Annotated in this window: 25 protein-coding genes and 4 tRNA genes; 25 read left to right on the forward strand and 4 right to left on the reverse strand. The window is 37.1% G+C overall.

From position 1 onward, the window contains the following. Positions 1-42 precede the first annotated feature (42 nt). Together flgL and Q0794_RS06185 are read left to right on the forward strand one after the other, a co-directional pair. On the forward strand, positions 43-1,530 hold the full coding sequence (gene flgL, locus Q0794_RS06180) for a flagellar hook-associated protein FlgL (protein WP_298940880.1): 1,488 nt from the start codon (positions 43-45) through the stop codon (positions 1,528-1,530). 288 nt (positions 1,531-1,818) lie between these two features. Beyond that, entirely contained in the window at positions 1,819-3,480 is a 1,662-nt protein-coding gene (locus Q0794_RS06185) for a flagellin (protein ID WP_298940881.1), read from the forward strand. 169 nt (positions 3,481-3,649) lie between these two features. On the opposite strand, the gene rrtA is transcribed toward Q0794_RS06185, so the two are convergent. Beyond that, positions 3,650-4,237 carry a rhombosortase gene (gene rrtA, locus Q0794_RS06190; protein ID WP_298940882.1) on the reverse strand — a complete coding sequence of 196 codons (588 nt, stop codon included), beginning with the start codon at positions 4,235-4,237 and terminating at the stop codon, positions 3,650-3,652. A gap of 32 nt (positions 4,238-4,269) precedes the next feature. Between rrtA and Q0794_RS06195 the strand changes: the two genes are divergently transcribed. The 3 genes from Q0794_RS06195 (at position 4,270) to Q0794_RS06205 (ending at position 5,837) form a co-directional block, all read left to right on the forward strand. Beyond that, entirely contained in the window at positions 4,270-4,887 is a 618-nt protein-coding gene (locus Q0794_RS06195) for a tRNA-uridine aminocarboxypropyltransferase (protein ID WP_298940883.1), read from the forward strand. After that, complete coding sequence (gene arfB, locus Q0794_RS06200) at positions 4,887-5,303, forward strand: alternative ribosome rescue aminoacyl-tRNA hydrolase ArfB (RefSeq protein WP_025562521.1); 417 nt, start codon at positions 4,887-4,889, stop codon at positions 5,301-5,303. Before Q0794_RS06195 ends, arfB begins: the two co-directional genes overlap by 1 nt. Before the next feature lie 234 nt (positions 5,304-5,537). Then, positions 5,538-5,837, forward strand: coding sequence for a hypothetical protein (locus Q0794_RS06205; protein ID WP_298940884.1), 300 nt, complete (start codon positions 5,538-5,540; stop codon positions 5,835-5,837). 131 nt (positions 5,838-5,968) lie between these two features. Here the strand turns inward: Q0794_RS06205 and Q0794_RS06210 are convergent, their stop codons facing one another. Beyond that, entirely contained in the window at positions 5,969-6,604 is a 636-nt protein-coding gene (locus Q0794_RS06210; RefSeq protein WP_298940885.1) for a carbonic anhydrase, read from the reverse strand. Positions 6,605-6,710: 106 nt separating this feature from the next. Between Q0794_RS06210 and Q0794_RS06215 the strand changes: the two genes are divergently transcribed. The 8 genes from Q0794_RS06215 (at position 6,711) to cydX (ending at position 14,915) form a co-directional block, all read left to right on the forward strand. Then, a complete protein-coding gene (locus Q0794_RS06215) occupies positions 6,711-7,652 on the forward strand; it encodes a LysR family transcriptional regulator (protein ID WP_298940886.1) in 942 nt (313 codons plus the stop codon). Positions 7,653-7,850: 198 nt separating this feature from the next. After that, complete coding sequence (ruvC, locus tag Q0794_RS06220) at positions 7,851-8,372, forward strand: crossover junction endodeoxyribonuclease RuvC (RefSeq protein WP_298940887.1); 522 nt, start codon at positions 7,851-7,853, stop codon at positions 8,370-8,372. Between the two features lie 82 nt (positions 8,373-8,454). After that, positions 8,455-9,342, forward strand: a complete 888-nt coding sequence (rarD, locus tag Q0794_RS06225) for an EamA family transporter RarD (RefSeq protein WP_298940888.1) — start codon at positions 8,455-8,457, stop codon at positions 9,340-9,342. 163 nt (positions 9,343-9,505) lie between these two features. Next, entirely contained in the window at positions 9,506-10,129 is a 624-nt protein-coding gene (gene ruvA / locus Q0794_RS06230) for a Holliday junction branch migration protein RuvA (RefSeq protein WP_298940889.1), read from the forward strand. Between the two features lie 106 nt (positions 10,130-10,235). Continuing rightward, complete coding sequence (gene ruvB, locus Q0794_RS06235; protein WP_298940890.1) at positions 10,236-11,246, forward strand: Holliday junction branch migration DNA helicase RuvB; 1,011 nt, start codon at positions 10,236-10,238, stop codon at positions 11,244-11,246. Between the two features lie 833 nt (positions 11,247-12,079). Beyond that, on the forward strand, positions 12,080-13,645 hold the full coding sequence (locus tag Q0794_RS06240) for a cytochrome ubiquinol oxidase subunit I (protein WP_298940891.1): 1,566 nt from the start codon (positions 12,080-12,082) through the stop codon (positions 13,643-13,645). Continuing rightward, complete coding sequence (gene cydB, locus Q0794_RS06245) at positions 13,645-14,784, forward strand: cytochrome d ubiquinol oxidase subunit II (RefSeq protein ID WP_298940892.1); 1,140 nt, start codon at positions 13,645-13,647, stop codon at positions 14,782-14,784. Before Q0794_RS06240 ends, cydB begins: the two co-directional genes overlap by 1 nt. 14 nt (positions 14,785-14,798) lie before the next feature. Continuing rightward, on the forward strand, positions 14,799-14,915 hold the full coding sequence (gene cydX, locus Q0794_RS06250) for a cytochrome bd-I oxidase subunit CydX (protein ID WP_298940893.1): 117 nt from the start codon (positions 14,799-14,801) through the stop codon (positions 14,913-14,915). 415 nt (positions 14,916-15,330) lie between these two features. Here cydX and cydC read toward each other — a convergent pair whose 3' ends face one another. Together cydC and cydD are read right to left on the reverse strand one after the other, a co-directional pair. Continuing rightward, complete coding sequence (gene cydC / locus Q0794_RS06255) at positions 15,331-17,133, reverse strand: cysteine/glutathione ABC transporter ATP-binding protein/permease CydC (RefSeq protein ID WP_298940894.1); 1,803 nt, start codon at positions 17,131-17,133, stop codon at positions 15,331-15,333. Then, positions 17,133-18,956: a cysteine/glutathione ABC transporter permease/ATP-binding protein CydD gene (gene cydD, locus Q0794_RS06260; protein ID WP_298940895.1), complete on the reverse strand. Its 1,824-nt coding sequence runs from the start codon at positions 18,954-18,956 to the stop codon at positions 17,133-17,135. Before cydD ends, cydC begins: the two co-directional genes overlap by 1 nt. A gap of 328 nt (positions 18,957-19,284) precedes the next feature. Here cydD and ybgC point away from each other — a divergent pair, with 328 nt between their 5' ends. The 12 genes from ybgC to nadA all read left to right on the forward strand — a co-directional run bounded on the left by ybgC (position 19,285) and on the right by nadA (position 26,664). Next, positions 19,285-19,689 carry a tol-pal system-associated acyl-CoA thioesterase gene (gene ybgC, locus Q0794_RS06265; RefSeq protein ID WP_298940896.1) on the forward strand — a complete coding sequence of 135 codons (405 nt, stop codon included), beginning with the start codon at positions 19,285-19,287 and terminating at the stop codon, positions 19,687-19,689. Next, positions 19,679-20,362, forward strand: a complete 684-nt coding sequence (tolQ, locus tag Q0794_RS06270) for a protein TolQ (RefSeq protein ID WP_137297567.1) — start codon at positions 19,679-19,681, stop codon at positions 20,360-20,362. The genes ybgC and tolQ overlap by 11 nt, the downstream gene beginning before the upstream one ends. A 5-nt stretch (positions 20,363-20,367) precedes the next feature. Next, positions 20,368-20,799, forward strand: a complete 432-nt coding sequence (tolR, locus tag Q0794_RS06275; protein ID WP_298940897.1) for a protein TolR — start codon at positions 20,368-20,370, stop codon at positions 20,797-20,799. Next, positions 20,800-21,915: a cell envelope integrity protein TolA gene (gene tolA / locus Q0794_RS06280; RefSeq protein ID WP_298940898.1), complete on the forward strand. Its 1,116-nt coding sequence runs from the start codon at positions 20,800-20,802 to the stop codon at positions 21,913-21,915. Between the two features lie 9 nt (positions 21,916-21,924). Next, on the forward strand, positions 21,925-23,241 hold the full coding sequence (gene tolB / locus Q0794_RS06285; protein WP_298940899.1) for a Tol-Pal system beta propeller repeat protein TolB: 1,317 nt from the start codon (positions 21,925-21,927) through the stop codon (positions 23,239-23,241). 28 nt (positions 23,242-23,269) lie between these two features. Further along, complete coding sequence (pal, locus tag Q0794_RS06290) at positions 23,270-23,827, forward strand: peptidoglycan-associated lipoprotein Pal (protein ID WP_298940900.1); 558 nt, start codon at positions 23,270-23,272, stop codon at positions 23,825-23,827. A 6-nt stretch (positions 23,828-23,833) separates the two neighbouring features. After that, a complete protein-coding gene (gene ybgF / locus Q0794_RS06295; RefSeq protein WP_298940901.1) occupies positions 23,834-24,577 on the forward strand; it encodes a tol-pal system protein YbgF in 744 nt (247 codons plus the stop codon). 248 nt (positions 24,578-24,825) lie between these two features. Then, positions 24,826-24,901 (forward strand) — tRNA-Lys (locus Q0794_RS06300). Between the two features lie 69 nt (positions 24,902-24,970). Then, positions 24,971-25,046 (forward strand) — tRNA-Lys (locus Q0794_RS06305). Positions 25,047-25,151: 105 nt separating this feature from the next. Next, positions 25,152-25,227, forward strand: a tRNA-Lys gene (locus tag Q0794_RS06310). A gap of 196 nt (positions 25,228-25,423) precedes the next feature. After that, positions 25,424-25,499: transfer RNA gene (locus tag Q0794_RS06315), tRNA-Lys, on the forward strand. A 106-nt stretch (positions 25,500-25,605) separates the two neighbouring features. Next, entirely contained in the window at positions 25,606-26,664 is a 1,059-nt protein-coding gene (nadA, locus tag Q0794_RS06320) for a quinolinate synthase NadA (RefSeq protein WP_025565790.1), read from the forward strand. The last annotated feature ends 45 nt before the right edge of the window (positions 26,665-26,709 follow it).

Below are 26,709 nucleotides of genomic sequence, written 5' to 3' on the forward strand. Positions count from 1 at the left end.
AGTGTAGGTGAGCGTAAGCTCAAAAGGAATAAGAGAGACAATATGCGAATTTCATCACAAACGTTTTTTACGCGCAATACTACTTCAATGATGGAGCAACAAGCTTCGTTAAGTGAAAAAAACTTGCACTTATCAAGCACTAAACGCGTGATGAATGGCAGTGATGACCCTGTTGCTATTGCGACTATTCAACGTTTAAAGCAAGACTTGTCAATTGGCGAGCAATATATAAGTAATGGTGAAACCGCTCAATCTTCGAATGAGTTATCTGATACTGCGTTAAGCCAAAGTACCTACATTTTACAACGTGTTAGAGAGTTAATGGTCAGTGGTAGTAATGGCTCTTTAAATGAATCTGACCGTAATGCGGTGGCGATTGAGTTAGAAAGTTTACGTGATGAATTGATGGGCGTTGCAAATACCAAAGACGGTAATAATCAATTTATTTATGCGGGTTATGAAGTCGATACTCAGCCATTCCAAAAAAATGAATTTGGTGAGGTAGAGTATCACGGTGATAGCGGCGAGAAAGCGTATAGAATCGGCTCTGGTGTTTTAGTCCAGGCTAATGATGCTGGCTCTAAAATATTCATGGAAGTCGCTGAAGGTAATGGTACCTTTATTTCAGAGCTTGGTGCTAATAACACCGGAGGAGGGGTTATTAGTGCGGGTAATATCATCGATGAAAATGCTGCCCGTGATTTTCTTGATCAGGATTATACCATTGCAATTAATGATACTGATGATGGACCAGAATATTCAGTTTATGGTTTAAAAGAAACGGCCGTCTCAGGTAATGCGAATATTAATATTAGTGGTGTTGATTTAAATGGTGCAGGTATAGATAGTGTTAACCCCGCAATCAATGGCCCTGTAGCTATTAATTTTATAGAAACTGGAACAGATACCAATCAATTTTATATCCAAGTAAATGGTCAGACATCGTCTAGCGTTTATGATGGAGACAATTCAGATACTCAAACATTGACTATTAATGGTATTGCCATTGATGTTAATGGCCAGCCAAAAGACGGTGATAGTTTTGAATTCGCACAGTTTGTAGCACCGACACCTTATGAAGAAGATCAAGCGATTTCATTTAATGGTATTAAAACGCAACTGAAAGGTGAAGTTGAAGATGGAGATGCTTTCACGCTACGTCAGAGTGAAGAGAAAGATATCTTTGCAACCATTCAAAGTGCCATCGATGCATTACGTATTCCTGGGAATGATGATAAGACGCTTGCACAGATGAATACGGCATTCAACATGTCTTTATTACAAATTGATGGTGCCTTAGATAATGTGACAAGTACACAGAGTGCGGTTGGTGCACGTTTAAGAACAATTGATAATCAGTACGAATCAACCTTGGATTTTAATTTAATTGTTCAAAGGACATTATCTAATTTAGAAGATTTAGATATGGCTGCTGCAATCAGTGAATATCAACAGCAATATAGTATGTTGGAAGTGTCGCAACAAACTTTTGTACAGTTACAGAATTTAAGTTTATTTAAGCTTATTTAATTTACCGCTATCCCTTACCAATCCACTAGAACGATTATTAAAAAGAGGCAATTTATTGCCTCTTTTTTTATGCTTAATTAAATTAACTTTAAAAAATATAATGAAAGACATTTATATGACTGCTTTATTTTAAATTAAGTGTTTGATTTATAATGTTTAAATTGTTTCTAAAAGTTGGCACATTAATCGCATTGTTAATGTTGAGAGTAAAAATTGACGGCAATAAATACTGTTTAATTGATTGCCGTATTTTTCAATAGGATTACCAAGAAATAAAAGGAAAACATCATGGCTCAAGTTATTAATACAAATATAATGTCGTTGAATGCGCAGCGTCAGCTTAATAAAACGCAAGCAACACAAAATGAAGCAATGGAACGTTTATCATCGGGTCTTCGTATTAACAGTGCGAAAGATGATGCCGCAGGCCTTGCTATTTCAACGGCAATGCAATCACAAATTACCGGTTTAACTCAAGCAGTACGTAATTCGAATGATGGTATTTCAATGGCGCAAACCGCTGAAGGTGCGATGGGTGAAATGACCAATATTCTACAACGTATGCGTGAATTATCTGTGCAATCAGCGAATGATACAAACTCTGCTGAAAATAGAACTGCAATTCAGGAAGAGGTTGATCAATTACATAACGAACTTGATCGTATCGCTGAAACAACAGAATTTAATGGTAAAAAATTATTAGATGGCTCAACTGGCTCAACGACATTGCAGATTGGCGCCAACTCAGGCCAAACACTCACGTTCGATATTGCTTCTGTAACGGCAAATGACCTTGGTTTAAACGGCGGTTTAAATAAAACTGATTTAAATGGCGGACGTATTGATACGGCTACTTCGCTTACAGGTGATTCTCTTGTAGGAGCGGCAATAAATGGTGTTGCAATTCCGAACCCTGCGAGTGATACCGCTCCTGAAATAGCTAAAGCAATTAATTTAACGTCAGCCGAAACTGGTGTAACAGCCAGTGCCTATAATGTCATACAAGGTGATCATGAAAGCACTGCCGTGACGGGTATAACAACAGGTGCCATGACAATTAAAGTAGGTAATAATGGACCAGTAACCTTATCTGCTACGTCATCTATGGATAATCTTGTTGATACTGTTAATCGTGATGTTGCAGGTGTAACAGCCTCTAAAGGTGATGATGGTGAATTAATCATGACCAATGATACTGGTCAGACAATTACTATTGGTGGAGTGACTGGTGAGTCAGGTGTAACAGCAGGTATTTATGGCGGATATCTTGCTTTAGATAGTGAAGATGATAGTCCTATTGCGGTTACAGGAAGCGAAATTGCAAGTATGGGGTTTGTAGCCGCTAATGGTTCAGATTCTATTGTTGGAACATCAACTCCTGCTGTTTTTGCTGAAGCTGCTGCTATATCGATCAATGGTGTTGAGATCCCAACTCCTCCTGCTGGTGCTGTTTTTGAGGATTATATTAATTCTTATACCGATCAAACCGGCGTAACCCTAACAAGTAACACTTACTCTGCAGAAGCTGGTAGAGGTGTTGAAATCTCTTCTAATGCAGGAACTCAAATTGAACGTAATGCTGCTATGTTGGCAATGGGGTTTGCTGGTGGATTAGAGATGGGTGGTAAAGTGATTGATTCTTTAGGTACCAATGTATCGACCATGGAAAGTGCATCAAACACTATTACTAAAGTCGATGCGGCCTTAGGTACTATCTCTGCATCACGTGCTAATTTAGGTGCGATTCAAAACCGTTTAGACTCAACAATTTCTAATTTAGAGAATGTATCTCAAAACTTATCTGCTTCAAACTCTCGTATTCAAGATGCTGATTTTGCAGCTGAAACATCAAATATGAGTAAAGCACAGATATTACAACAGGCTGGCACATCAATGTTGTCTCAAGCAAATGCAAGTACTCAAAACGTGCTGTCGCTGTTACAACAATAATTTAGTATTAACGATTTATTAGGTTTTTATTGAATGAGTTAGATGGCTGAGTATTCTTGGTTTTTACTCTCATGATCTCCTTGTTCGGCCATTTAAAGGTAGCTTCGGCTACCTTTTTGTTTTTAGTCGTTATTGATGACTTGAGTTCAGGTTATTAGTTAGAAATTAACTAAGTGTTTGCTAAGTATTTTACTTTACTAAAATGCCAAATCTGAGCAAATAAAAAATAAGCGACCCCAGCAATAGCACCGTATAAATGCGCATTAATTAATACTGTTGCACCAATTAATAATTCAGTACTCGCAGCTGGGCCATTTAATTGTTCAAAAGCTATTTTGACGATAAAACCAATGCCTAGAATAATGCCCCATTTATCTTTCTTTCTTAGTTCATCACACACGCCGAATGCAAACAAACCATGTAATACACCCGATAGGCCAACGTAGCCTTGTATTGTTGGTTCAAGATAAAATAAGCATAAGCTAATAAATATTGCGCTGAATAATAAGAGAGGTAGTAAAAGTTGCTTTTTAAAGGTGTCAAAAAATAACGATACAACTACGATTAATCCTATACCGTTAAGTAGCAGGTGGTAGCCATTAGTATGGCAAAAGTGAGCAGTGACCAATCGCCACAATTGGCCCTTTTCAATTGCGCTGTGATAATATGCAAACCATTGATGGCTGTCTGCTTGGAAAATAAACAGTAGTGTACTGAGCGTCAAAATAATAACAGTATGGGTTAATACAGCACGCATTTAGAAAACCTTAAAAGAAGTAGAAACAAGTCATGAGTAAAAGAGCATTTTGTAATCAGTGTAACAAAGCGTTATCTGCGTGTATTTGTGGATCGATTTGCCCACTTGATAATCAACACTTTTTGCATATTTTGCAAGACCCGAGTGAACAAAACAAAGCGATTGGTACTGCCCGTATTCTTGATTTGTCCTTATCTAAGGTGACGTTGACTGTTGGGCATTTTTTTGACGCTGCTGGGTTTGATTTAAATAATACATTCTTAGTCTTTCCTGATGAGCAAGCGAGCTCAATTAGCGAGTTAAAACAAACTCAACAAATTAATAAAGATTCACAGTTCATTTTACTCGATGGTAGCTGGAAAAAAGCCTACAAATTATTAATGACCAACCCTTTTTTACAACGTTTGCCTAAAGTCATGATTAATATTGAAAATAAAAGTAATTATCGACTACGTAAATCACCAAGAGAAGATGGTTTGTCGACCGTTGAAGCAGGGTATTATTTATTATCTGAGCTCTCAAATGACACAGATAAATATATTCCATTATTAGCCGTGTTCAATAAAATGATTGATTTTCAAATTTCAAATATGCCAGCAGAGATCTATCAAAAACATTATCTAGATCCAATCAAGGAGAACAAGTCTTAATGCCATTACAAATATCTGCAGGGGTCATTATTGCCGATTGGCAGTTACAATTAACCGCTATTCGCGCTCAAGGTGCTGGTGGACAGAACGTTAATAAAGTTAACTCGGCGATACATTTACGTTTTGACGTTAAAAGCTCTACGTTACCTGAGTTTTATAAACAACGTTTGTTAGCTTTATCCGATCATCGCATTACTGAAGATGGTGTTATTGTTCTGAAAGCGCAGGTACACCGTACTCAAGAAAAAAATCGTGATGAAGCATTAAGTCGATTAAAAGAGCTCATTTTAAGCGCGGTTAAAATACAAAAATCACGAAAAGCGACACAACCTTCTCGTAATGCTAAGAAGCGCCGTGTTGATGATAAAAAGCGTAATGGTAATAACAAAGCGTTAAGAGGTAAGGTGGTTGATTAAACAATCACGTTAATCAATGTTATATATTTTTTGACACAATGAATGACCTGACATATTTTAGTAAGATATAAGTGGAATGTTAATATTTACTGTTACTTTTAATGTAAGTAGAGCGGTGAGTAATGTAAGTAGCGCGATGAGAAATTGTTGGGTGATGTCATTAAAATTGTTATTAAAGTTGTCATCAAACATTGAACGATTATTTTGAATAGGTTTAATAAGGAAAAGTAAGTTATGGCTTTAATGGGTTTTTATGCAATTCGTAATGAAGATACTGAAGAAGAATTTACATTAGATGCAGACGATTTTATTTGGGAAGATGCAAATCAATCGGGTGAACAGTATCGTTTCATTCATGTTGAAACTGATGAATTACCTGAAGTGGTAGCAACATTCGATGTTGATGCTGATGAATTTATTATGCAGATGCCTGCTGGTTTTGAAGAGCTAGAAGATGGTTTATATATTAATGCTGATAAAGACGAGTATGACTCAGATAGTGAATATGGTTACGATGACGGTTATGACGATTAATTTATTTAAACCTGTTCAAATATATTAAGAGACTGTAATAAAAGCGGGGTTCATTTGATGGATCTTTAATGTGTAAAGAGCAGTACTTCTTCTCTTTACACATTTCATATTTATGTATCAGTTAGATTAGTTTAACTAATTTGGAAGAAACGACCTGTTTTTTCTTCTAATGCACATAGCTCAGAACTAGAAAGATCATAGCGCCAGCCGTGAAGTTTTAATTCCCCTGCATCAACTCGCTCTTTTATCCAAGGGAAGGTCATTAGATTTTCTAATGATTGCTCAATACCTTTTTTCTCACAACAGTCATAACGGTGTGTTTTTTCAGTTATTTCTGTATCTGCTAAAATTTCGTCACGCACATCTTCAAGCTGCATCATCCATTTTGAGATAAAGCTTTTATCCACTTTTTTACCTGCACCATCCATCAATGCTTTTATGCCACCACATTGTGTATGACCTAATACAATAATACTCTCTACTTTAAGTCCTGTTACAGCAAATTCAAGTGCGGCACTGGTACCGTGATAATTATCGTCATCTTCACAAGGAGGCACTAAATTTGCAACGTTACGTATAACAAATAGGTCACCAGGCTCACAATCCAATATCAACGTCGGTTCTACACGAGAATCCGAACAGCTAACAATCGCTATTTTAGGGAATTGGCCTTCTTCGGATAGCTTGGATAACTGCTCTTGATGGTCCTTGTAATATCCTTCACGAAAACGTTGGTACCCTGCAATTAATTTATCAGTAGCTAACATTGAATTTTCCTTATTATTGACATGTTGCAGATAATAAAGGATAAACTGCATTAATAAAAATTAATATATTTTATTTTTACCATAAATAAAGGTTAATGATCAGTTTATGCGAGCTACCCTTCATCAGTTAAAAGTTTTCCGTCAAGTTGCTATTTCCATGAATTATACCAAAGCAGCAGATAAATTAGGCCTGTCTCAGCCAGCTGTCAGCATTCAATTAAAACAATTGGAAAATAATTTAGATATTTTCTTATTTGAAAAAATTGGGAAAACGTTATATCTCACGCCTGCAGGCAAAGAGTTAAAATTATTTTGTGACGAGTTGTTTATCAGCTTTGATAACATTGATATGACATTAAGTGGTTTAAAAGGCGATCTCGTCGGAGACTTTCGTTTGTCAGCGGTGACCAGTGCTAAATATTTTACACCACATTTATTAGGGGCTTTTCATAAACGTCACCCTAAGGTTAATTTTCACTTAGATATTGTTAACCGAGAGCAAATTATTCAACGTTTGCAAGAGAACAAAGACGATTTAGTGATTATGGGGCTCGTACCTGAAACCATGGCATTAGCTAAACATTCATTTGTTGATAATCCGATTATCGCCATTGCTAATCCTCACCACCCCCTTGCAGCAAAAAAGAATATCCCATTAACTGAATTGGCGAACCATGCTTTTATCCATCGAGAGCAAGGCTCTGGCACACGCAAAGCTTTTGAACAATTATTAAAAGCCAATAATATACAGTTAAAAGTAAATATGACTTTGGGTAATAGTGAAACGATTAAACAGGCGGTAATGGCGGACCTTGGTATTTCTGTTGTTTCACAGCACAGCGTAACGCTTGAGTTGGCAGCCGGGGTGTTAGTAGAGCTAAATATTGAAAACTTTCCGCTGCAAGGTAGTTGGTCTTTGGTGCATCATGAAAGTAAGCATTTATCGCCTATTGCAAAGGCCTTCGTCGATTTTGTATTATCACCTGAAGAAAATGTGCCGGCATTATGTAATCGATTTTTAGAGCATCATTTCTTTAAAAAAGATTAACCCTATTTTTTAAATTTTCCGTTTTTAGCCACTTTTTGATGGCGTATCTAAGGTGGCTTTTTTCCTCTCATTGAGTCACTATATTGTCTTCATTTTTATATTTTTATTATCTTTAAATACAGGGCAATAATATGCGCTTACTAATTGATGATTAAGAAGATAATTATTATAGTTTGTTTTAAATAGGTTGGATTTTTATTGAGTATTATTTTAGGAATTGATCCCGGATCTCGGATCACTGGGTATGGTGTTATTGAACAGAAAGGCAGTAAATGTACTTATATTGCCAGTGGCTGTATTCGAACTAAGGGCGACACTCTCGCGCCTAAGCTTAATATGATTTTTAATGGCATAGCAGAAATTATCCAGCAATATAATCCATCTGAGTTTGCTATTGAACAAGTGTTTATGGCTAAAAACCCAGATTCAGCATTAAAGCTTGGACAAGCGAGGGGAGCGGCGATTGTTGCTGCGACACAATCTGATCTATACGTATGCGAATATTCAGCGCGACAAATTAAACAGGCCGTTGTTGGAACTGGCGCAGCGACCAAAGAGCAAGTGCAATCAATGGTTATGCAAATATTAAATTTATCTGGCCGCCCACAGGCCGATGCAGCTGATGGTTTAGCGATCGCAATATGTCATGCTCATACCGCACAATCATTGGTTGCAATGTCAGGGCAAGTTAAGAAAACAGTCCGAGGGCGCTTTCGTTGATACTTAATCAGAAGAAATAAAGATTAACTTCAAGCCCTTACCTCATAATCGATGAGCTTTCACCTTTTATTAACGAGAAAAAATGAACAAATTATCTGATTCACAATTAGGCATTTTTTACGCATTAGGTGCTTATCTAATGTGGGGTATTGCACCGCTTTATTTTAAGCATTTAGGCTTTATACCTGTTTATGAAATTCTGGCTCATCGCGTTATTTGGTCAGTTGTTGTGACGGCTTTGCTGGTCTCTTATTTAAAAGACTGGCCAAATGTCATCTCTGTGTGTCGTTCTTATAAAAGCTTGCTCATGTTAATCGTGACCTCATTATTAATAAGTTGTAATTGGCTTGTTTTTATTTGGGCAATTAATAATGGAAAAATGCTAGAGGCAAGTTTAGGTTATTTTATTAACCCTATTGTGAATGTGATGTTAGGGCTGATTTTTCTTAGCGAACGTTTATCTCGTTTAAAATGGTTTGCAGTGTTTTTGGCCTTTATTGGTGTGGCAGCACAAGCCTGGCAGTTAGGTGAATTACCTTGGGTGTCTTTAGTCTTGCCATTTAGTTTTGCATTTTATGGGCTATTACGAAAAAAAGTAAAAGTGAAAGCAATAACAGGGCTGTTTTTAGAAACAATGGTCGTGTTACCTATTGCCGCTTTCTATTTAATGGTGATGACAGATAGTGCCACGTCAAACTTATTTAATAATGATTGGTCACTTAATATGTGGTTAATGATGGCAGGTATTGTCACTGCGATGCCTTTGATTTTCTTTGGGCAAGCTGCATTGCGTTTACCTTTATCTACATTAGGATTTTTCCAGTATTTAGCACCTTCGTTATTATTTTTATTTGCTGTGCTACTTTATGATGAACCGATTTCATTCATTAAAATGTTCACCTTCGCCTGCATTTGGTCTGGCATATTGCTTTTTGTTTTTGAGAATAAGCTAATTAAGTGGTTTAAATAAAAAGGATATAACCTCAATTCTTATCCGGAACTGAGGTTATATAAGCTAAATTAGCTAATTCATCACAAAACACTGGATATTTAGTCAGTTGTTTTTTATGCTTATCGACATTCGTCTTTAGCTTATATAGATTTTGCTCATTAATGACAAAGCAGGGAATAGTATGATTGGATTATTACGTGGTATTTTATTAGAAAAGCAGCCTCCAGAGATTTTACTCGATGTGTCTGGCGTTGGTTATGAGATTCAATTACCAATGAGTTCTTTTTACCCATTACCTGCAGTGGGTGAAGAAGCGACAGTTTATACTCATTTTGTTGTCCGTGAAGACGCACAACTGCTTTATGGCTTTGCTGATAAACATGAACGTGCGATGTTTCGAGAGTTAATTAAAGTAAATGGTGTTGGACCTAAACTCGCGTTAGCTATTTTATCTGGCATGTCAGCGAATCAATTTGTGCAGTGTATTAATAACGATGCAGTTACAACCTTAGTTAAGTTACCTGGTGTCGGTAAAAAAACTGCCGAGCGTTTAGTGGTTGAAATGAAAGATCGCCTGAAAAACTGGGGTGGAAGTGACTTATTAACACCAGAATCAGATAAATTGTCATTAACGAATGATTTTGAAAATACCTTTGTAAGCGGTAATGCAAAAGACGAAGCCATTAGTGCTTTGATTGCCTTAGGATATAAGCCTGCTGTAGCAGAAAAAACCATACAGCAAATTTATAAAGAAGGGATGGATTGTGAAGCCCTTATCCGTAGTTCATTAAAGAATATGATGTAGACTGTCTTACAATATAACATCACTATCAATTTCTATTTTAAATGTGATTTTATGGTCGCCACTTTTTGTTTTAGTAACGGCTTATTTTAAACTAATAGAGTAATACATGATTGAAGAAGACCGCCTTATTTCAGGTACTCAAAAGATCGATGATAATTTAATAGACAGGGCTATTCGTCCTAAGCTATTAGCTGATTACGAGGGGCAGCCACAAGTAAATGCACAAATGGAAATATTCATTGAAGCGGCACGCCAGCGAAATGAAGCATTAGATCATTTGCTTATTTTTGGACCACCTGGTTTAGGTAAAACGACGTTATCGCATATTGTAGCGAATGAATTAGAAGTTAATATTAAAACGACATCTGGCCCGATTTTAGAAAAAGCAGGGGACTTAGCAGCACTGTTAACTAATCTTGAAGAAAATGATGTACTTTTTATTGATGAAATACATCGGTTAAGTCCAATTGTGGAAGAAATCTTATATCCGGCTATGGAAGATTATCAGTTAGATATCATGATTGGTGAAGGCCCAGCAGCTCGTTCTATTAAATTAGATTTACCTCCTTTTACATTAATCGGGGCAACGACAAGGGCGGGCTCATTAACATCACCATTACGTGACCGTTTTGGTATTGTGCAACGGTTAGAATATTACGATTTAAAATCATTAACTAAAATTGTAATGCGCAGCGCTTCGCATTTAGAACTGATAATGGATCAGACTGGCGCGGTTGAAGTTGCTCGTCGTTCTCGCGGCACACCACGTATTGCGAATCGTCTATTACGACGAGTGCGTGATTATGCACAAGTTAAGAAAGCCGCTGTCATTAACGCTGATATCGCTCAACAAGCATTAGATATGTTAGAAGTTGATAAAGAAGGCTTTGATTACATGGATCGTAAATTATTAATGTCTATTTTAGATACTTTCCAAGGTGGACCCGTTGGCTTAGATAATTTAGCCGCTGCTATTGGCGAAGAAAAAGAAACGATAGAAGATGTATTAGAGCCTTATTTGATTCAACAAGGCTTTTTACAACGTACTCCGCGTGGTCGAATTGCAACTAATCGTACTTATTTACATTTTGGATTCGATAAGCCTGCCGTATCGTAGTCATCTCGTTGTTATTTTATCCTTACGATAAGTCAGGATAATAAGTAACTACGCTAAGTAACTGCATAAATAATCGTTATTTACTTGCTTAATGATGCGCTAAAAAAACAGTTTTATTCTCGGTATACCTACAGTATTTATACGACTATTTTGTAATCATCTTTTATAAAGCATTCGCTTAAAATAATTACCTATTTTAAGCTTTAATATCTCTCTTGTTCACTTTTAACATTAGGTTATCAAATAGTGTCTTCTGATGTCTTTTCTTAGTGTTTTTATCTTGGTTTTAAATCTTTATTTCATTTTTTAAGTTTGTATTTTAGGTTGATCAAGATCAACATTAGCAGTATAAATAACTAACATTTGGTCATTTATTGGAAATGTTAAAGCTGAGTTACACGCCTGTGTTAAAGGCGTTAATGGGTGAAAGGATTTACCTTCTATTGCAACATAAAGTTAACAAAACAACCTTAAAAAACTGTTTTGTTAATGGTAGATATTATAGGTAGTAAAAAATGTTAAAAAAACTTTTGCCTCAAAACATCATTTTTTCTCTTTCTTTGGTTCGAGAATTAACCTCTGTGTTAATCACCAAAGTGATAGCAATTTTTACTCTTATACATGTCTATTTTTCTACCCCCATCCTCTTTGAATCTCGCTACCTTTTTGATGACATTCAAAGTAACACCCTGATAGCCTATTAAATCAAATCGAAAAACACCTTAGATTCTAATAACAATAAGCAATGTGCAATTACTGATCAAAATGAGTAATAAAGTAGCGTTTTATTAGCCGTTTTACCTATTATCAATTTATAAGTTTAGGAGAATACAATGGACGATCTAGTTGATCTATCCCGGTTTCAATTTGCAATGACCGCGATGTATCACTTTTTATTTGTGCCTTTAACCCTTGGTTTATCATGGATCTTATTGATCATGGAATCGCTTTATGTGATGACCAAGAAAGAAATTTATAAGGACATGACAAAATTCTGGGGTAAGTTATTTGCGATTAACTTTGCGTTGGGAGTAGCAACAGGCTTAACCATGGAGTTCCAATTTGGTACTAACTGGGCATACTATTCTCATTACGTGGGAGATGTATTTGGAGCACCACTCGCAATTGAAGGTTTAATGGCGTTCTTTTTAGAATCAACCTTTGTTGGTTTGTTCTTCTTCGGTTGGGATAGACTGTCTAAATTACAACATCTTACAGCTACCTTCTTTGTTGCTTTTGGGTCGAGTATGTCTGCACTGTGGATCTTAGTGGCTAACGCCTGGATGCAAAATCCGGTTGGTGCTGAGTTCAACTATGAAACGATGCGAATGGAAATGACTAGCTTTGCTGAGGTGGTATTCAATCCTGTTGCACAAGTTAAATTTGTACATACGGTTGCTTCTGGTTATGTTGCCGGGGCGATGTTTGTGTTAGCAATCAGTTCATATTATTTATTAAAAGGTCGTGATTTGCCTTTTGCTAAACGTTCTTTTGCGATTGCTGCTGCATTTGGTACTGCTGGTATTTTATGTACGATTATCTTAGGTGATGAAAGTGGTTATGAAGTCGGTGATGTACAGAAAGTTAAATTAGCTGCGATCGAATCTGAGTGGGGCACTCACCCTGCACCTGCTGCATTTACACTGATTGGTCTACCAAACCAAGAAGAGCAACGTACTGATTATGCGGTTAAAATTCCTTATGCTTTAGGCATTATTGCAACACGTTCTCTTGATGGAGAAGTGAAAGGCTTAATAGAATTAATGGCTGAGCATGATGTGCGAATTCGTAATGGGATGGTCGCTTATGGGTTACTTGAAAAATTACGCGCAGGTGATAACACACCAGAAAATATTAAGGCTTTTGAACAAACCAAGGTCGATTTAGGTTACGGTTTATTGGTTAAGCGTTATGCCCCAAATGTAGTTGATGCGACTGAAGCACAAATAAAAATGGCAGTTGATGACAGTATTCCAGGTGTTACTCCTATGTTCTTTGCATTCCGAATCATGGTGGGTGCTGGTATTGCGATGTTAGGTATCTTCTTGTTTGCATTGTATCAGTCGGCTAGAAATCGTATTGGTCAGAATAAGCTGTTTAATCGAATTTGCTTATACGGCCTTCCATTACCTTGGATTGCGATTGAAGCGGGTTGGTTTGTGGCTGAGTTTGGTCGACAACCATGGGCAATAGCAGAAGTATTACCAACACATATGGCGACTTCGTCTTTATCATTAGAGCAGGTTTGGTTTAGTATTATTTCCATTATAGGTTTCTATACCGTGTTACTGATTGTTGAAGTCTTTTTAATGGTGCGCTTTGCCCGTCTTGGTCCAAGCAGTTTAAAAACAGGAAAATATCATTTTGAACAGCTTGAAAATCAACAGGAGTTAAAATAATGTTTGATTACGAAACGTTAAGATTAATTTGGTGGGTGTTGATTAGCGTATTGCTAATTGGTTTTGTGGTTACTGATGGTTTTGATATGGGGGTTGGTACGCTTTTGCTTGTTATTGGTAAAAGTGATGATGAGCGTCGAATGATGATCAATAGTATTGCACCGCACTGGGAAGGTAATCAGGTTTGGTTAGTATTAGCAGCGGGTGCTATTTTCGCCGCTTGGCCTGCGGTTTATGCGACTGCCTTTTCTGGTTTTTATGTCGCGATGATGCTGACTTTATTTGCATTGTTTTTCAGACCAGTTGGTTTTGATTATCGAGGTAAAATCGCCGATCCTCGTTGGAAAGAGAGTTGGGATTGGGGGATATTCGTTGGTAGTACTGTTCCTCCTATCATTTTTGGTGTGGCTTTTGGTAATCTGTTGCAAGGTGTTCCGTTCGCCTTAGATGAATTTTTGCGTGCTAATTATCAAGGTGGTTTCTTCGCACTATTGAATCCATTTGCATTGTTAGTTGGCGTGTTCACCTTGTGTCTATTTGTTCTCCAAGGATCGACTTGGTTACAAATGAAAACAGAAGGTGCGTTGTATGAACGTGCTCGTAAAGTAACATTAATTGTTGCGCCAATAGCGACGGTATTATTTGCTATTGCTGGTGTTTGGGTAGCGAAAGGTCTTGATGGCTTTGTTATTACTTCAGCGATTAATTTTGATGGTGTTTCTAACCCGTTAGTCAAAGTGGTAGAAATGCAGCCTGGTGGATGGTTACAAAATTACAGTGATTACCCACTCACAATGATTGCGCCTATTGTTGGTTTGTCATTTCCGTTAATTGCTTTTGTGATGAGTCTGTTTAAACGAAGTGGTTTAGCATTCTTTGCGACGAGTATTACGCAATTTGGTGTGTTGTTAACATGTGCCGTAAGCATGTTCCCATTTATTATGCCTTCGAGCTTAAATCCAAGTCATAGCCTTACCGTCTGGGATGCAACATCAAGCGAAATCACGTTAAATATAATGACTATTGCAGCCGCTATATTTTTACCTATTATTTTACTTTATACGAGCTTTGGGTATATCAAAATGTTTGGCCGTGTAGGTAAAGAATTTTTAGCTAAATATAAACATTCAGCGTATTAATTAAGGAGCATTATATGTGGTATTTTGCATGGATTTTAGGTGTGTTATTAGCTTGCTCATTGGGTATTATTAATGGGCTATGGTTTGAACAAACTGAAGCTAATGAAAAAGAAGAACAAGAAAAAGAGTAATATGAACTTTGGCTCGACTTATGTCGAGTGAATGTGATTTAAGAAAGTGCGGTTGTTTTTAATGAGGCAATCGCACTTTTTATTTAAGCATTCGTCATGAAAATACAATCTTAAATATCAAAAAAAGTCGTTAGACTACTTCCCTTGCTAATAAACCTTTCGCTATTTTATAGACTTCTTCAAAGAAATAACCCTTCTAACTTAGTGCTTTATTTTACTTGTTAAAATGCTTTATTTAATGATGGTCACTTTCGTAAAGGAGCCATTGTTAAAGAATGAACCTCTTTGCGCTAATTCCTTAACATACGATGAATTAAGTTAATGTATGAAACTCGTTAACAGAGGGCCGAAGCCCGTTAAAGTAAGTCATTTATTCTGCTTAATGATAAGCTAGCTCATACATATTATGACCAACTTAATGGACTAACTGGTTATGTAAGCTTGCATAATAGTCATCTGTTTGTATGAGTTCTTTATGCGAGCCATTATTACGTATCGTGCCACCTTCCATTAAGTAAATTTTATCCATTTTATTCATTGCTGTTAAACGATGACTGATCATGATAAGTGTTTTATCTTGAGCGAATTCAAATAGTAGTTTTAATATGTCGCGTTCAGTGCGTTTATCTAACCCTTCAGTGGGTTCATCGAGTAATAATATAGGGGCATCGTGTAACAGTGCTCTTGCAACACCAATACGTCTTTGCTCTCCGCCAGATAACTGTCGACCACCTTCACCTAACCAAGCGTCAAAAGGTTGATCTCCTTCTGTTAAATTACTGAGGCCAACGGTGTTAAGTATCGAATGTAGTTTTTTATCATTAATGTCTCGTGCTATTTTTTGCTCGGCAGCATTTTTAAACGTTTGCGGTTGTGTTTCTGGTTGAGCAAGTATTAAGTTTTCTCGCAAGGTGCCTGAAAATATATAAACACGTTGGCTTACGACAGAAATACCAGAGGTTAATGCTATTTGAGAATATTGTTCGATACCTCGATGATCAATTTCTATTGTGCCACTGTTAGGTAACCATTCTCTTGTAATGAGTGATAATAAAGTGGATTTACCGCAACCTGTTCGTCCTAATAAAGCGACTTTTTCTCCTGCTTTAATAGATAGGTTTATATTGTTTAATACTTTTGATGTTGTGCTGTTATTAGCTTCATCATCATAATTAAAGTTAATATTGCTAAGGTTAATATTACCTTGCTTAATGTGATGTGTACTGTGTTCATTAAATACAATATCAGGCGTTTGTTCTAATAAATCATTTACGCGTGTTGCCGCATTAATGCAAGAAGACAAGTGTTGAAAAGCCCCTGCAATAGGCAATAATATTTCAATACTTGCTAATGCCATAAAGCCGATCATAGCCAGCATTGCTCCTGGTGGCTGATATTCACCAAAACCAGAGGATGCTATGTATAAAATAATAAGTACGATAAAACCATGACATAAAACTAATAGTGCTTGGCTAAATGCCATGACGTTAGCAACCATTTGTTGGTTTGCTAATAATGCTTGCTCGGACTGTGCTAATTGTTCACGAAAGCGATCTGTTGCTGCAAATAAAGATATTTCTGAAAAGCCCTGTATAAATGCTAACAAATGTACTCGGTATTGACGCTTACTTTCTAATTGAAGTATGCCCGGTTGGCGACCTAAAAAGTAGAAAAGCACCGGCAATACTAGCCAGAGTCCTAATAAACTAAGACATAATATCAATGCTATTTGAATGTCGAACCAAGCAACAAACAGAAACATGGCTATCAATACAAAAAAAGCACTAAATAACGGGGTGAGTAAACGTAAATACAAATGATCTAATGCATCTATGTCAGAGACTAGGCGATTTAGTATTTCACCTTGTCTTTTACCTTGCATATTTGATGCACTAAGCGGTAATAACTTACTCCATGCCCATACTCGTAGTTGAGTCAGGAGTTTAAAGGTTGCTTGGTGTGTTGATAAACGTTCACCGTAACGACTCACTGTTCGTAGTATCGACAGAAAGCGTACACCGCCTGCAGGGGTGAAGTAATTGAAACTTTGCGTAGCAAGTAATGTGAATCCAGCAATGGCTGAAGCAGATAAAAACCACCCAGATAAAGATAATAAACCAATACCCGCGAGTAGGGCTATGATGCTTAATAATAAGCCAATGGACATCATGAACCATTGTTTTTTGAAAAGTAGAATAAAGGGAAGTAATACTTTCATTATATTTCCTCCTGAGAGGCTATTGGTGTAGAGGGAGCAATGGAAGCGTCAATATTATGCATATCTTGTTGCATATTTTTAAATAAACCGTCCACTTCATTAAGCGTGTCGAAGTTTCCTTGTTGCACTATCTTGCCTTTATCCAGTACCATTATTTTATGTGTGTTTTGTAGCTGATCTAAACGATGGCTTATCATGATACTGCTCATCTTTTGGGTCGCTTTAGCAATGGTCTTAAAGATCACTTGTTCACTATGTTGATCTAAACTGGCTGTCGGTTCATCTAATAAAAATAGCTGAGCATTTTTATTTAAAGCGCGTGCTAATGCGATACGCTGAGCTTGGCCAACAGAAAGGCCGGCCATTTGTTCCCCGATGAGATGATCTAGGCCTAATTCTTTTTCATTAATAAACTCCCAAATCCCTACTTTTTCTAACGACTTCTGTATTTTTTCATCTGATAAAGTGTTGTCACCCATTGAGATGTTTTCTCGAATACTGCCATAAAAAAGTTGTGGGTCTTGACCTAACCAAGCTAAATTTTTTCGCCATTGTGCTTTATCAATGGTATTCAGCTCAACCCCATTAATGAGTAAAGACCCCTGATAAGGAAGAAAGCCTAATAGGGCGTTCATTAAACTCGTTTTACCAGAACCACTGGGGCCAACAAATGCAACATTTTCACCTTGTTGTAAGGAAAAACTTATAGGACCAACAAGTTGAGTGCCGTCATAACTATAAACACAGAGCTGATTTGCTTGTAATGTAAGCGGATCATTAACATTAATTTGGTTTTGTACTTTACTGGTATTTTGTTGCGCTACTGGTATCTCGTATTCAATTAATTCTTTGAGGGCTTCAGCGGCACCAATTGCTTGCGCTTTTGCATGGTAATGAGACCCCATGTCACGTAAAGGTTGATAAAACTCCGGTGCTAGCATCAATATAAAAATACCTGTGAAAAGTGTGATGCTTTCTCCGTAATGTCCGAAATTGAGTTCACCTAAAAAACTGAACCCAAAATAGACGGCCAGTACTGCAATAGATATGGCGGCAAAAAATTCTAATACTGCTGAGCTTAAAAAGGCTAAACGTAAGACTGACATTGTGCCTGCTCTAAATGACTCTGATGCAGATTCAATATTCTTTAATTCGACTGTGCCTTGATTAAATAATTTAAGCGTTTTTAAACCTTTTAAACGATCCATAAAATGTCCGCTTAATTGTGTTAGTACTTTGAAATTTTTACGATTTGCATCAGCGGCTCCTTTACCAACTAAGATCATAAAAATAGGAATAAGTGGTGCGGTTGCTAATAAAATTAACCCAGCAGCCCAATTGAGAGGAAAAACAGCAATTAATATCGTTAAGGGGATGAAACCAACTAACAGCATTTGTGGTAAATAACGGGCGTAAAAGTCTTGTAGGTCTTCTATTTGCTCTAATACAATGGTTGCCCAACTCCCTGCTGGTTTCCCTTTAATGTATGCAGGCCCCAATTCACATAGTTTGTCTAATACCAGTTTACGCACTTGTAAACGAAGGCGTTTTCCCGCTTCGAAACTCGTGCGTTCACGTGCGAACACTAAAATAGCTCTGATGGGAATTAAACATAATAACAGTATAAATTCATGGCTTAATGCTGTCTTAGGCTGTTCTAATATAACAATGCCGTGAATAATAGTGGCAATGAGATAAGCTTGTAATATAAGAGAAAAGCCAGTTAATACGCCTAAAAAAACAGTTAAATTGAGAAAAAAACCGCAAGATTTTTTTTGTTCTTTTAACCATTTTGTAAGTTGTTTTTCTAAGGTGATATCCATTTATATAGCTCGTTATAGTGTTATAATTATTTTGACATATAATGTTATGTTTTAGACCCGTTATTTATCCAGATACAATACTCAGTGCACCTATTAAATTCAACTTGAATTAGTTTACAGTGAAGCCGCTCTTTTAGGTGAAATTTCGACTTTTATAAGCATTATAATTAATCACTTTTAAGTTATTCTATCGACCTCATTACAGAGTGGCTAGATAAGCGAGCATGCGGATAAAAAGTACTGGTTATATCAGAGTTTGATATGATTTTTAATTTAAGAAAAAATAATCTATTATTTGCTTCAATTCATACTAACAAATGGAAAAAATGTGTTAACTTCAAAATTACCAGTTCGAATTTATTATGAAGATACAGATGCCGGTGGTGTTGTTTACTATGCAAATTACTTAAAGTTTTTTGAGCGGGGCCGAACCGAGTTCTTGCGTGAATTCGATATTCAACAAGATACACTTTTAGAACAAAATATTGCATTTATGGTTAAGAAAGTTGATATGGACTGTATTAAGTCTGCACGCTTTAACCAGCTTTTAAGCGTTGAAACAGAGGTACTCTCTCATCGCAAGGCGAGTTTAATGTTTCAGCAAAAAGTTTTTGATGAAAACAGGGAACTTCTTTGTCAAGCAGATACTCTAATCGCTTGCGTAAATTTGCAAAAAATGAAACCAACCGCTATTCCAACAGAAATAATTGAGGTAATTACCCGTGCACGCTGATATGTCATTTTTAGGTTTATTCTTACAAGCAAGTTTGCTTGTAAAGTCGGTAATGTTATTGCTATTAGGCATGTCTATTTATTCGTGGACGTTGATTTTTTCTCGTTCAAGAATGCTTAAAGCTGCCCAAAATACCCTCAAACATTTCGAAGAACGTTTTTGGTCTGGCCATGATTTAAGCCGTTTATATAAAGAAACAGCTGCTCGAAGCGAACGAGTTAATGGTGGTGAAAAAATATTTTACATGGGGTTCAAAGAGTTCTCTCGCTTACATCGTATGCCTGGTCGTAATGTTGATGGCGTTATTGAAGGCGCTCATCGTTCAATGCGCGTGACATTATCTCGTGAAATGGATGAATTAGAAGCGGGTTTACCTGCCCTTGCAACCATCGGCTCAATTAGTCCTTATATCGGTTTATTTGGTACCGTATGGGGTATTATGAATTCATTTATTGCATTAGGTGAAGTTCAACAGGCGACTCTATCAATGGTCGCGCCAGGTATTGCTGAAGCATTGATTGCAACCGCAATGGGTTTGTTTGCCGCTATTCCAGCTGTTATGGCGTACAACAAATTTTCAACACAAGTCGGACAGTTGGAAGCTTCTTACGTTAATTTGATGGAAGAATTTACGTCTATTTTACAACGTCAAGCAATGACTGAAGGTGAGTAAGCATTATGCGACATTCTTATCGCTCACCTAGGCGTAAACGGGTTATAGCAGAAATAAACGTAGTGCCATATATCGATGTTATGTTGGTATTACTGATTATCTTTATGGTTACAGCACCTTTAGTGACTCAAGGTGTCAAAGTGGATCTTCCACAAGCTGTTTCTGAAGCGTTACCAGAAGAAACGACTCCACCGATAATTGCTTCTATAGACAAACAAGGTCGATATTATTTGAGCACAGGTGAAAATACAGACTCACCGTTAGATGATATTGACATGACTCGATTAGTTGAAGAGCAGTTATTACTTGATCCGAGAACTCAATTTATTGTTAAAGGTGACGGTGATGTTGATTATAAAACCGTTGTTAACTTGATGGTATTGTTGCAGCAAGCTGGTGTGCCATCATTGGGTTTAATGACAGAGCCTGACGAATAGATGAAAAATAGTACAAATATTATCGCATTCATTACCGCATTTTCTTTGCACCTTATTATTGGTGGCATATTGCTAATGAGTGTTGAATTTTCTTTGCCAAAAGATAAACCTAAAGATGCTGTTTCGATTATTGATGCGACTATCATTAATCAACAGATGCTTGATGATCTAGCAAAAAATGCAGATCAACAAAAACGTGCGAAACAGCAAAAAACTGATGATCAACGTAAGTTGAAAGAGAAAGAATTAGCCGAAGAAAAACGTCAAGAAGCATTAATTCAACAAAAGAAAGATGACCAAATAAAAGCAGAAAAAGAAGCGGTACAGCGTAAACAACAAGAAGTATTACGCAAGGAGCAAGAAACTAAACGCATTGAAACAGAAAAAGCGGCGGCAGCTGAGGCATTGCAAGAGAAAAAGCAAGCCGAAGAAGCGGCAAAAGTCTTAGCAGAAAAAAGGAAAGTGGAAGACGCAGCAAAGCAAAAACAAGAAGTCGAGAAAAAAGCATTAGCGACTAAAAAGGAAGCTGAGCGAGTTGAAGCTGAAAAATTAAAAGCAGAGAAACTTGCACAGGAAAAAGCTGTCAAAGAAAAAGCAGCGAAGGAAAAGGCTGCAAAAGAAAAGGCAGAAAAAGAGAAATTAGCTAAAGAGAAAGCGGCCAAGGAAAAAGCTGCTAAAGAAAAAGCAGCAAAAGAGGCGAAAATTAAAGCAGCGAAAGAAGCTAAGCGTAAAGCTGCAGCGGCTGCTGCTAAAAAAGAGCGCCTAAGACAAGAAGAATTAGATAGACAAATGGAAGCGGAGTTTTCAGATGACTTTTCAAGTGCAAGAAGCGCTCAGCAAACATCTGAAATAGCCAAGTATCGTGCATTAATTAAGTCTAAAATAAGCCGAAACTGGAAAGTCGATTCTAGTATGAGAGGACAGACTTGTACCTTAAGAATTAAACTTGCTCCAGATGGTTTAGTGTTAAGTGCAACAATGAGTAGTGGTGATAAAGTGCTATGTGATTCCGCTCGTCGAGCAACATTACAAGCAAATACATTACCTATTCCTAAGGATGCTGAAATTGTTGGTCAGTTTAGGGACTTCGATATTAAATTAGAACCAGATCTATAAGGAATAAACATGTTTGCTCGTTTAATTAGTATATTGGTATTAGTCACTGTTTCTAGCAGTGCTTATGCGCGGTTAGAAATTTTAATTACAGAAGGTGTTAACAGCGCTCGTCCGATCGCTGTTGTCCCTTTTAAATGGTTAGGGAAAGGCAAAAAACCTCAAAACTTCTCAGAAATTGTTGCTGCAGATTTACAACGTAGTGGTAAATTTAACCCTTTATCCATTGAGAAAATGCCTAAAACCCCATCAAGTAGCAAAGATGTTGATTATGCCGCTTGGACACAACTTGGTATAGAAGCGATTGTGATGGGTGAAGTTAAACCTGATGAAACGACTCCTGGTAAATATGTTGTTACCTTTGAGCTATTAGATGTATTGACTGGCAACGTCAATATGCCTAATTTTGATCCTATTATGGATAAACGTCGTAATACAGTAACAACAGCGCAACTTCGTCAATATGCACATCGTATTAGTGATATCGTTTACGAAAAACTAACGGGTGAAAGAGGGGCCTTTCTAACACGTATCGCTTATGTTGCGATTGATAGAAGTAGCTCTCATCCTTATCAGTTACGTATCTCTGATTACGATGGAGAAGGTGAAAAATTAGTTTTACGTTCAAAACAACCTATTATGTCACCATCTTGGTCACCAGATGGTCGTAAGTTAGCTTATGTTAGTTTTGAAAAGCGCCGTTCTCAAATTTTTGTACAAGATCTATATACACAAAAACGTGAGTTAATGACTTCTTTCCCTAAAATTAATGGTTCACCATCTTGGTCTCCTGATGGAACTAAATTAGCTTTAGTGTTGTCGAAAGATGGGCAGCCAGAAATTTATACATTTGATATAAAAACAAAAGCATTGAAACGATTAACAAATAATCGTGTCATAGATACGGAGCCTAATTGGACACCAGATGGGAATTCTATTATATTTTCTTCTGAACGTGGTGGAAGAGCACAGATTTATCAAGTGTCGCTCACAACAGGTGAAACAAAACGTATTACTTGGCAGGGAGATATTAATTTAGGTGGCACAATTACCCCTGATGGTGATAATCTTGTAATGGTTAGTCGTCATAATGGAAATTATATGATTGCCGTGCAAGACCTTGAATCTGGTGAGTTAAGAACTTTAACTAAAACGCAGTTAGATGAGTCTCCAAGTATTGCCCCAAATGGCAGTATGATTATTTATAGCACTGTTTATCAAGGTAAACAGGGCTTAGCATTAGTTTCGATGGATGGTCGATTTAAAGCGAACATCCCAGCGAATAATGGTGAGGTTAAATCACCAGCATGGTCGCCATTTTTACAATAATTTAATATAAACGTACTAAGGAAATAAAATGAATCGTTCTATGATCACAAAAGGCTTATTGATTGCTTTACCAATGTTAGCTATCAGTGCTTGTTCTTCAACTTCAGATGCTGATGCAGAAGCTCAACGAATTGCTGATCAAGCAGCAGCAGATGCAGCAGCAGCACAACAAGCAGCTCAAGATGCAGTACAAACTGATACTATTCAAGCAATTCAATTAACTGCTGAAGAAAAATTAGTTGAGATGTACTCAAGTGCAATCTTAGAAACTACAATCAACTTTGAGTTCGATCAATCTGTGATCTCTCCTAAGTACGCGTTAATCTTAGATGCACATGCAAAATACTTAGTAAACAACACTGACAAATCAATTACGGTTGAAGGTCATGCTGATGAATTAGGTACACCTGAATACAACATCGCACTAGGCGAACGTCGTGGTTTAGCTGTTTCAACTTACCTAGAAAACATGGGCGTTGCAGCAAGTCAAATTACAGTTGTAAGCTACGGTGAAGAGAAACCAGTTAATCTTGGACATAATGAGATGGCTCGTTCTGAAAACCGTCGTGCAGAATTAGTTTACTAATTTTATATGAAAAAACGTAATACTACTGCGGCCATCCTTTTGGCCGCTTTTTTCTCTACGTCCATCTATGCCGCGGCACCGATTTCTGATGCAACTGTTAGCACAGCAAGCAATGCTGAGTTACTTAAACGCATGGATGAATTGACCCGTGTGATGACAATTCGCAATAAAATGCAAATTCGTTTTCAAACTCAACTTGATCAGCTTGGACAAGAAGTTAATCAAATCAAAGGTTCAATTGAAGTATTTAATAATCAATTAGAGCAAATAGAAGACCGCCAACGTAACCTCTATCAAATGTTAGATGAACGTCAGCAAAGTTCTTCAACCAATCAATCTACTTCTGCACCTGAAGCTAACCAATCATCTGGTGATGGAACTGATAAAAGCGCATACCAATCAGCTGTAAATTTAGTACTTAATGACAAACAATACCAACAAGCTATTACTGCTTTTGAAGCCTTTGTTATTGACCATCCTAAATCAAGCTATGTACCTAACGCACAATATTGGTTAGGGCAGCTTTTATATAAAGAGAAAAAACGCAAAGAAGCTAAAACCGCTTTTTTAGTCGTGACAGAGCAATACCCTGAATCGAATAAACGCGCTGATGCTTTGCTTAAAATTGGTATTATTGATGAATACTCAGGGGAAATTGACTCTGCAAAATCATTTTATCAAAAAACAATTGCTGAATACCCAAGTTCTTCTGCTGCAAGCTTAGCGGATAAGCGTCTCAAAGCGCTTTAATTTTATTCATATAATTCCAATTAATAGTGTGAGAATTATATATTGTTTAATTTCTCGGCAGATGAATTAAAAGTCGAAATTTTTTGTTGCGCTATTAAAAAATTTCTATATCATACGCCGCAGTTGAGAGGGACATGTGACTTAGCTCATGTTGTAACTTTTAATAAAAAGCTCAGTTGGTAGAGCTACTTATCTATTTAATTCTAAAATAGATCTTAAATAAAAACCAAGCCATATAGTTTATATATGGGCCGTTAGCTCAGTTGGTAGAGCAGTGGACTTTTAATCCATTTGTCGAAGGTTCAAATCCTTCACGGCCCACCACTTTTTTAAAGTGTTATATAAATTAGCTCAGTTGGTAGAGTTTAAAACCAAACCATATGATTTATATATGGGCCGTTAGCTCAGTTGGTAGAGCAGTGGACTTTTAATCCATTTGTCGAAGGTTCAAATCCTTCACGGCCCACCACTTTTTTAAAGTGTTATATAAATTAGCTCAGTTGGTAGAGCTATTGATGCACTTTTAATTTAAAAGTGAATTAGAAATTAAAACCAAGCCATATAGTTTATATATGGGCCGTTAGCTCAGTTGGTAGAGCAGTGGACTTTTAATCCATTTGTCGAAGGTTCAAATCCTTCACGGCCCACCACTTTTTTAAAGTGTTATATAAATGAGCTCAGTTGATAGAGCTATTGATGCACTTTTAATTTAAAAGCGTTTTCATAAAACAAAATCATCATCATATCTTAATGATATGGGCCGTTAGCTCAGTTGGTAGAGCTATTGATACACTTTTAATTTAAAAGTGAATTAGAAATTAAAACCAAGCCATATAATTTATATATGGGCCGTTAGCTCAGTTGGTAGAGCAGTGGACTTTTAATCCATTTGTCGAAGGTTCAAATCCTTCACGGCCCACCACTTCTTGTATATCTCCTTTGTTGTAAATCCTTTAAAATATTTCATTACAATTTGTTATTCAAATTGCTATAATTTGTACCCATTTTTCTATATCTAAGAGTTAAGAATGAGCCAGTTATCTCCGCTTGTTGGATCCGCTTACCCTTTCCCAGGTAAACCCGTCCAATTATCCGTTCAGGAACAAATCGATTATAAAGCTAAAATAAAAAATCTGCTTATCGAAAAAGATGCGGTACTTGTTGCTCATTATTATACGGATCCTGAAATTCAAGCTTTAGCCGAAGAGACAGGCGGTTATGTTGCTGACTCATTAGAGATGGCTCGCTTTGGTCGAGACCATGAAGCTAAAACACTGATTATTGCAGGTGTTCGTTTTATGGGTGAAACTGCAAAAATTTTAACGCCACATAAAACCGTCTTAATGCCTGAACTTGAAGCGACTTGTTCACTTGATGTTGGTTGCCCTGTTGATGAATTCTCAGCCTTTTGTGACCAACATCCTGATAGAGTCGTGGTTGTCTATGCAAATACCTCTGCAGCGGTTAAAGCGCGTGCTGATTGGGTGGTAACTTCAAGTATTGCATTAGAAATAGTAGAGCATCTTGATAGTGAAGGTAAGAAAATAATTTGGGGACCTGATCGTCATTTAGGCAGTTATATTGAACGTAAAACTAAAGCTGACATGATCATGTGGCAGGGCGACTGTATTGTTCACGATGAATTTAAAGCCAGTGCGTTACGTGATATGAAAGCAGTGCATCCTGATGCAGCTGTTTTAGTTCATCCTGAATCGCCAGAAAGTGTTGTACAGTTAGCTGATGCTGTTGGCTCCACGAGTCAATTAATCAAAGCTGCGCAAACACTGCCCAATAAAAAGCTCATTGTCGCTACAGACACGGGTATTTTTTATAAAATGCAACAAGCGTGTCCAGACAAAGAGATGATGGCTGCTCCAACAGCAGGAAACGGCGCGACTTGTCGAAGCTGTGCTCATTGTCCTTGGATGGCCATGAATGGCTTAAAATCAATTTACAACGCATTGGTCGATGCTTCAGGGCATGAGATTGATGTGGATCCTAATGTTGCTAAAGGCGCATTAGTTTCTTTAGATAGAATGTTAGACTTTGCTGCAGAGCAACAGTTAAAAGTACAAGGTAACGCGTAAGCGTTTTACATTAAGCGCAGTATTGTTCAGCGCTTATTTCACTCA

It is taken from the genome of uncultured Psychromonas sp., from assembly GCF_947489755.1.
Taxonomy (GTDB): Bacteria; Pseudomonadota; Gammaproteobacteria; order Enterobacterales; family Psychromonadaceae; genus Psychromonas.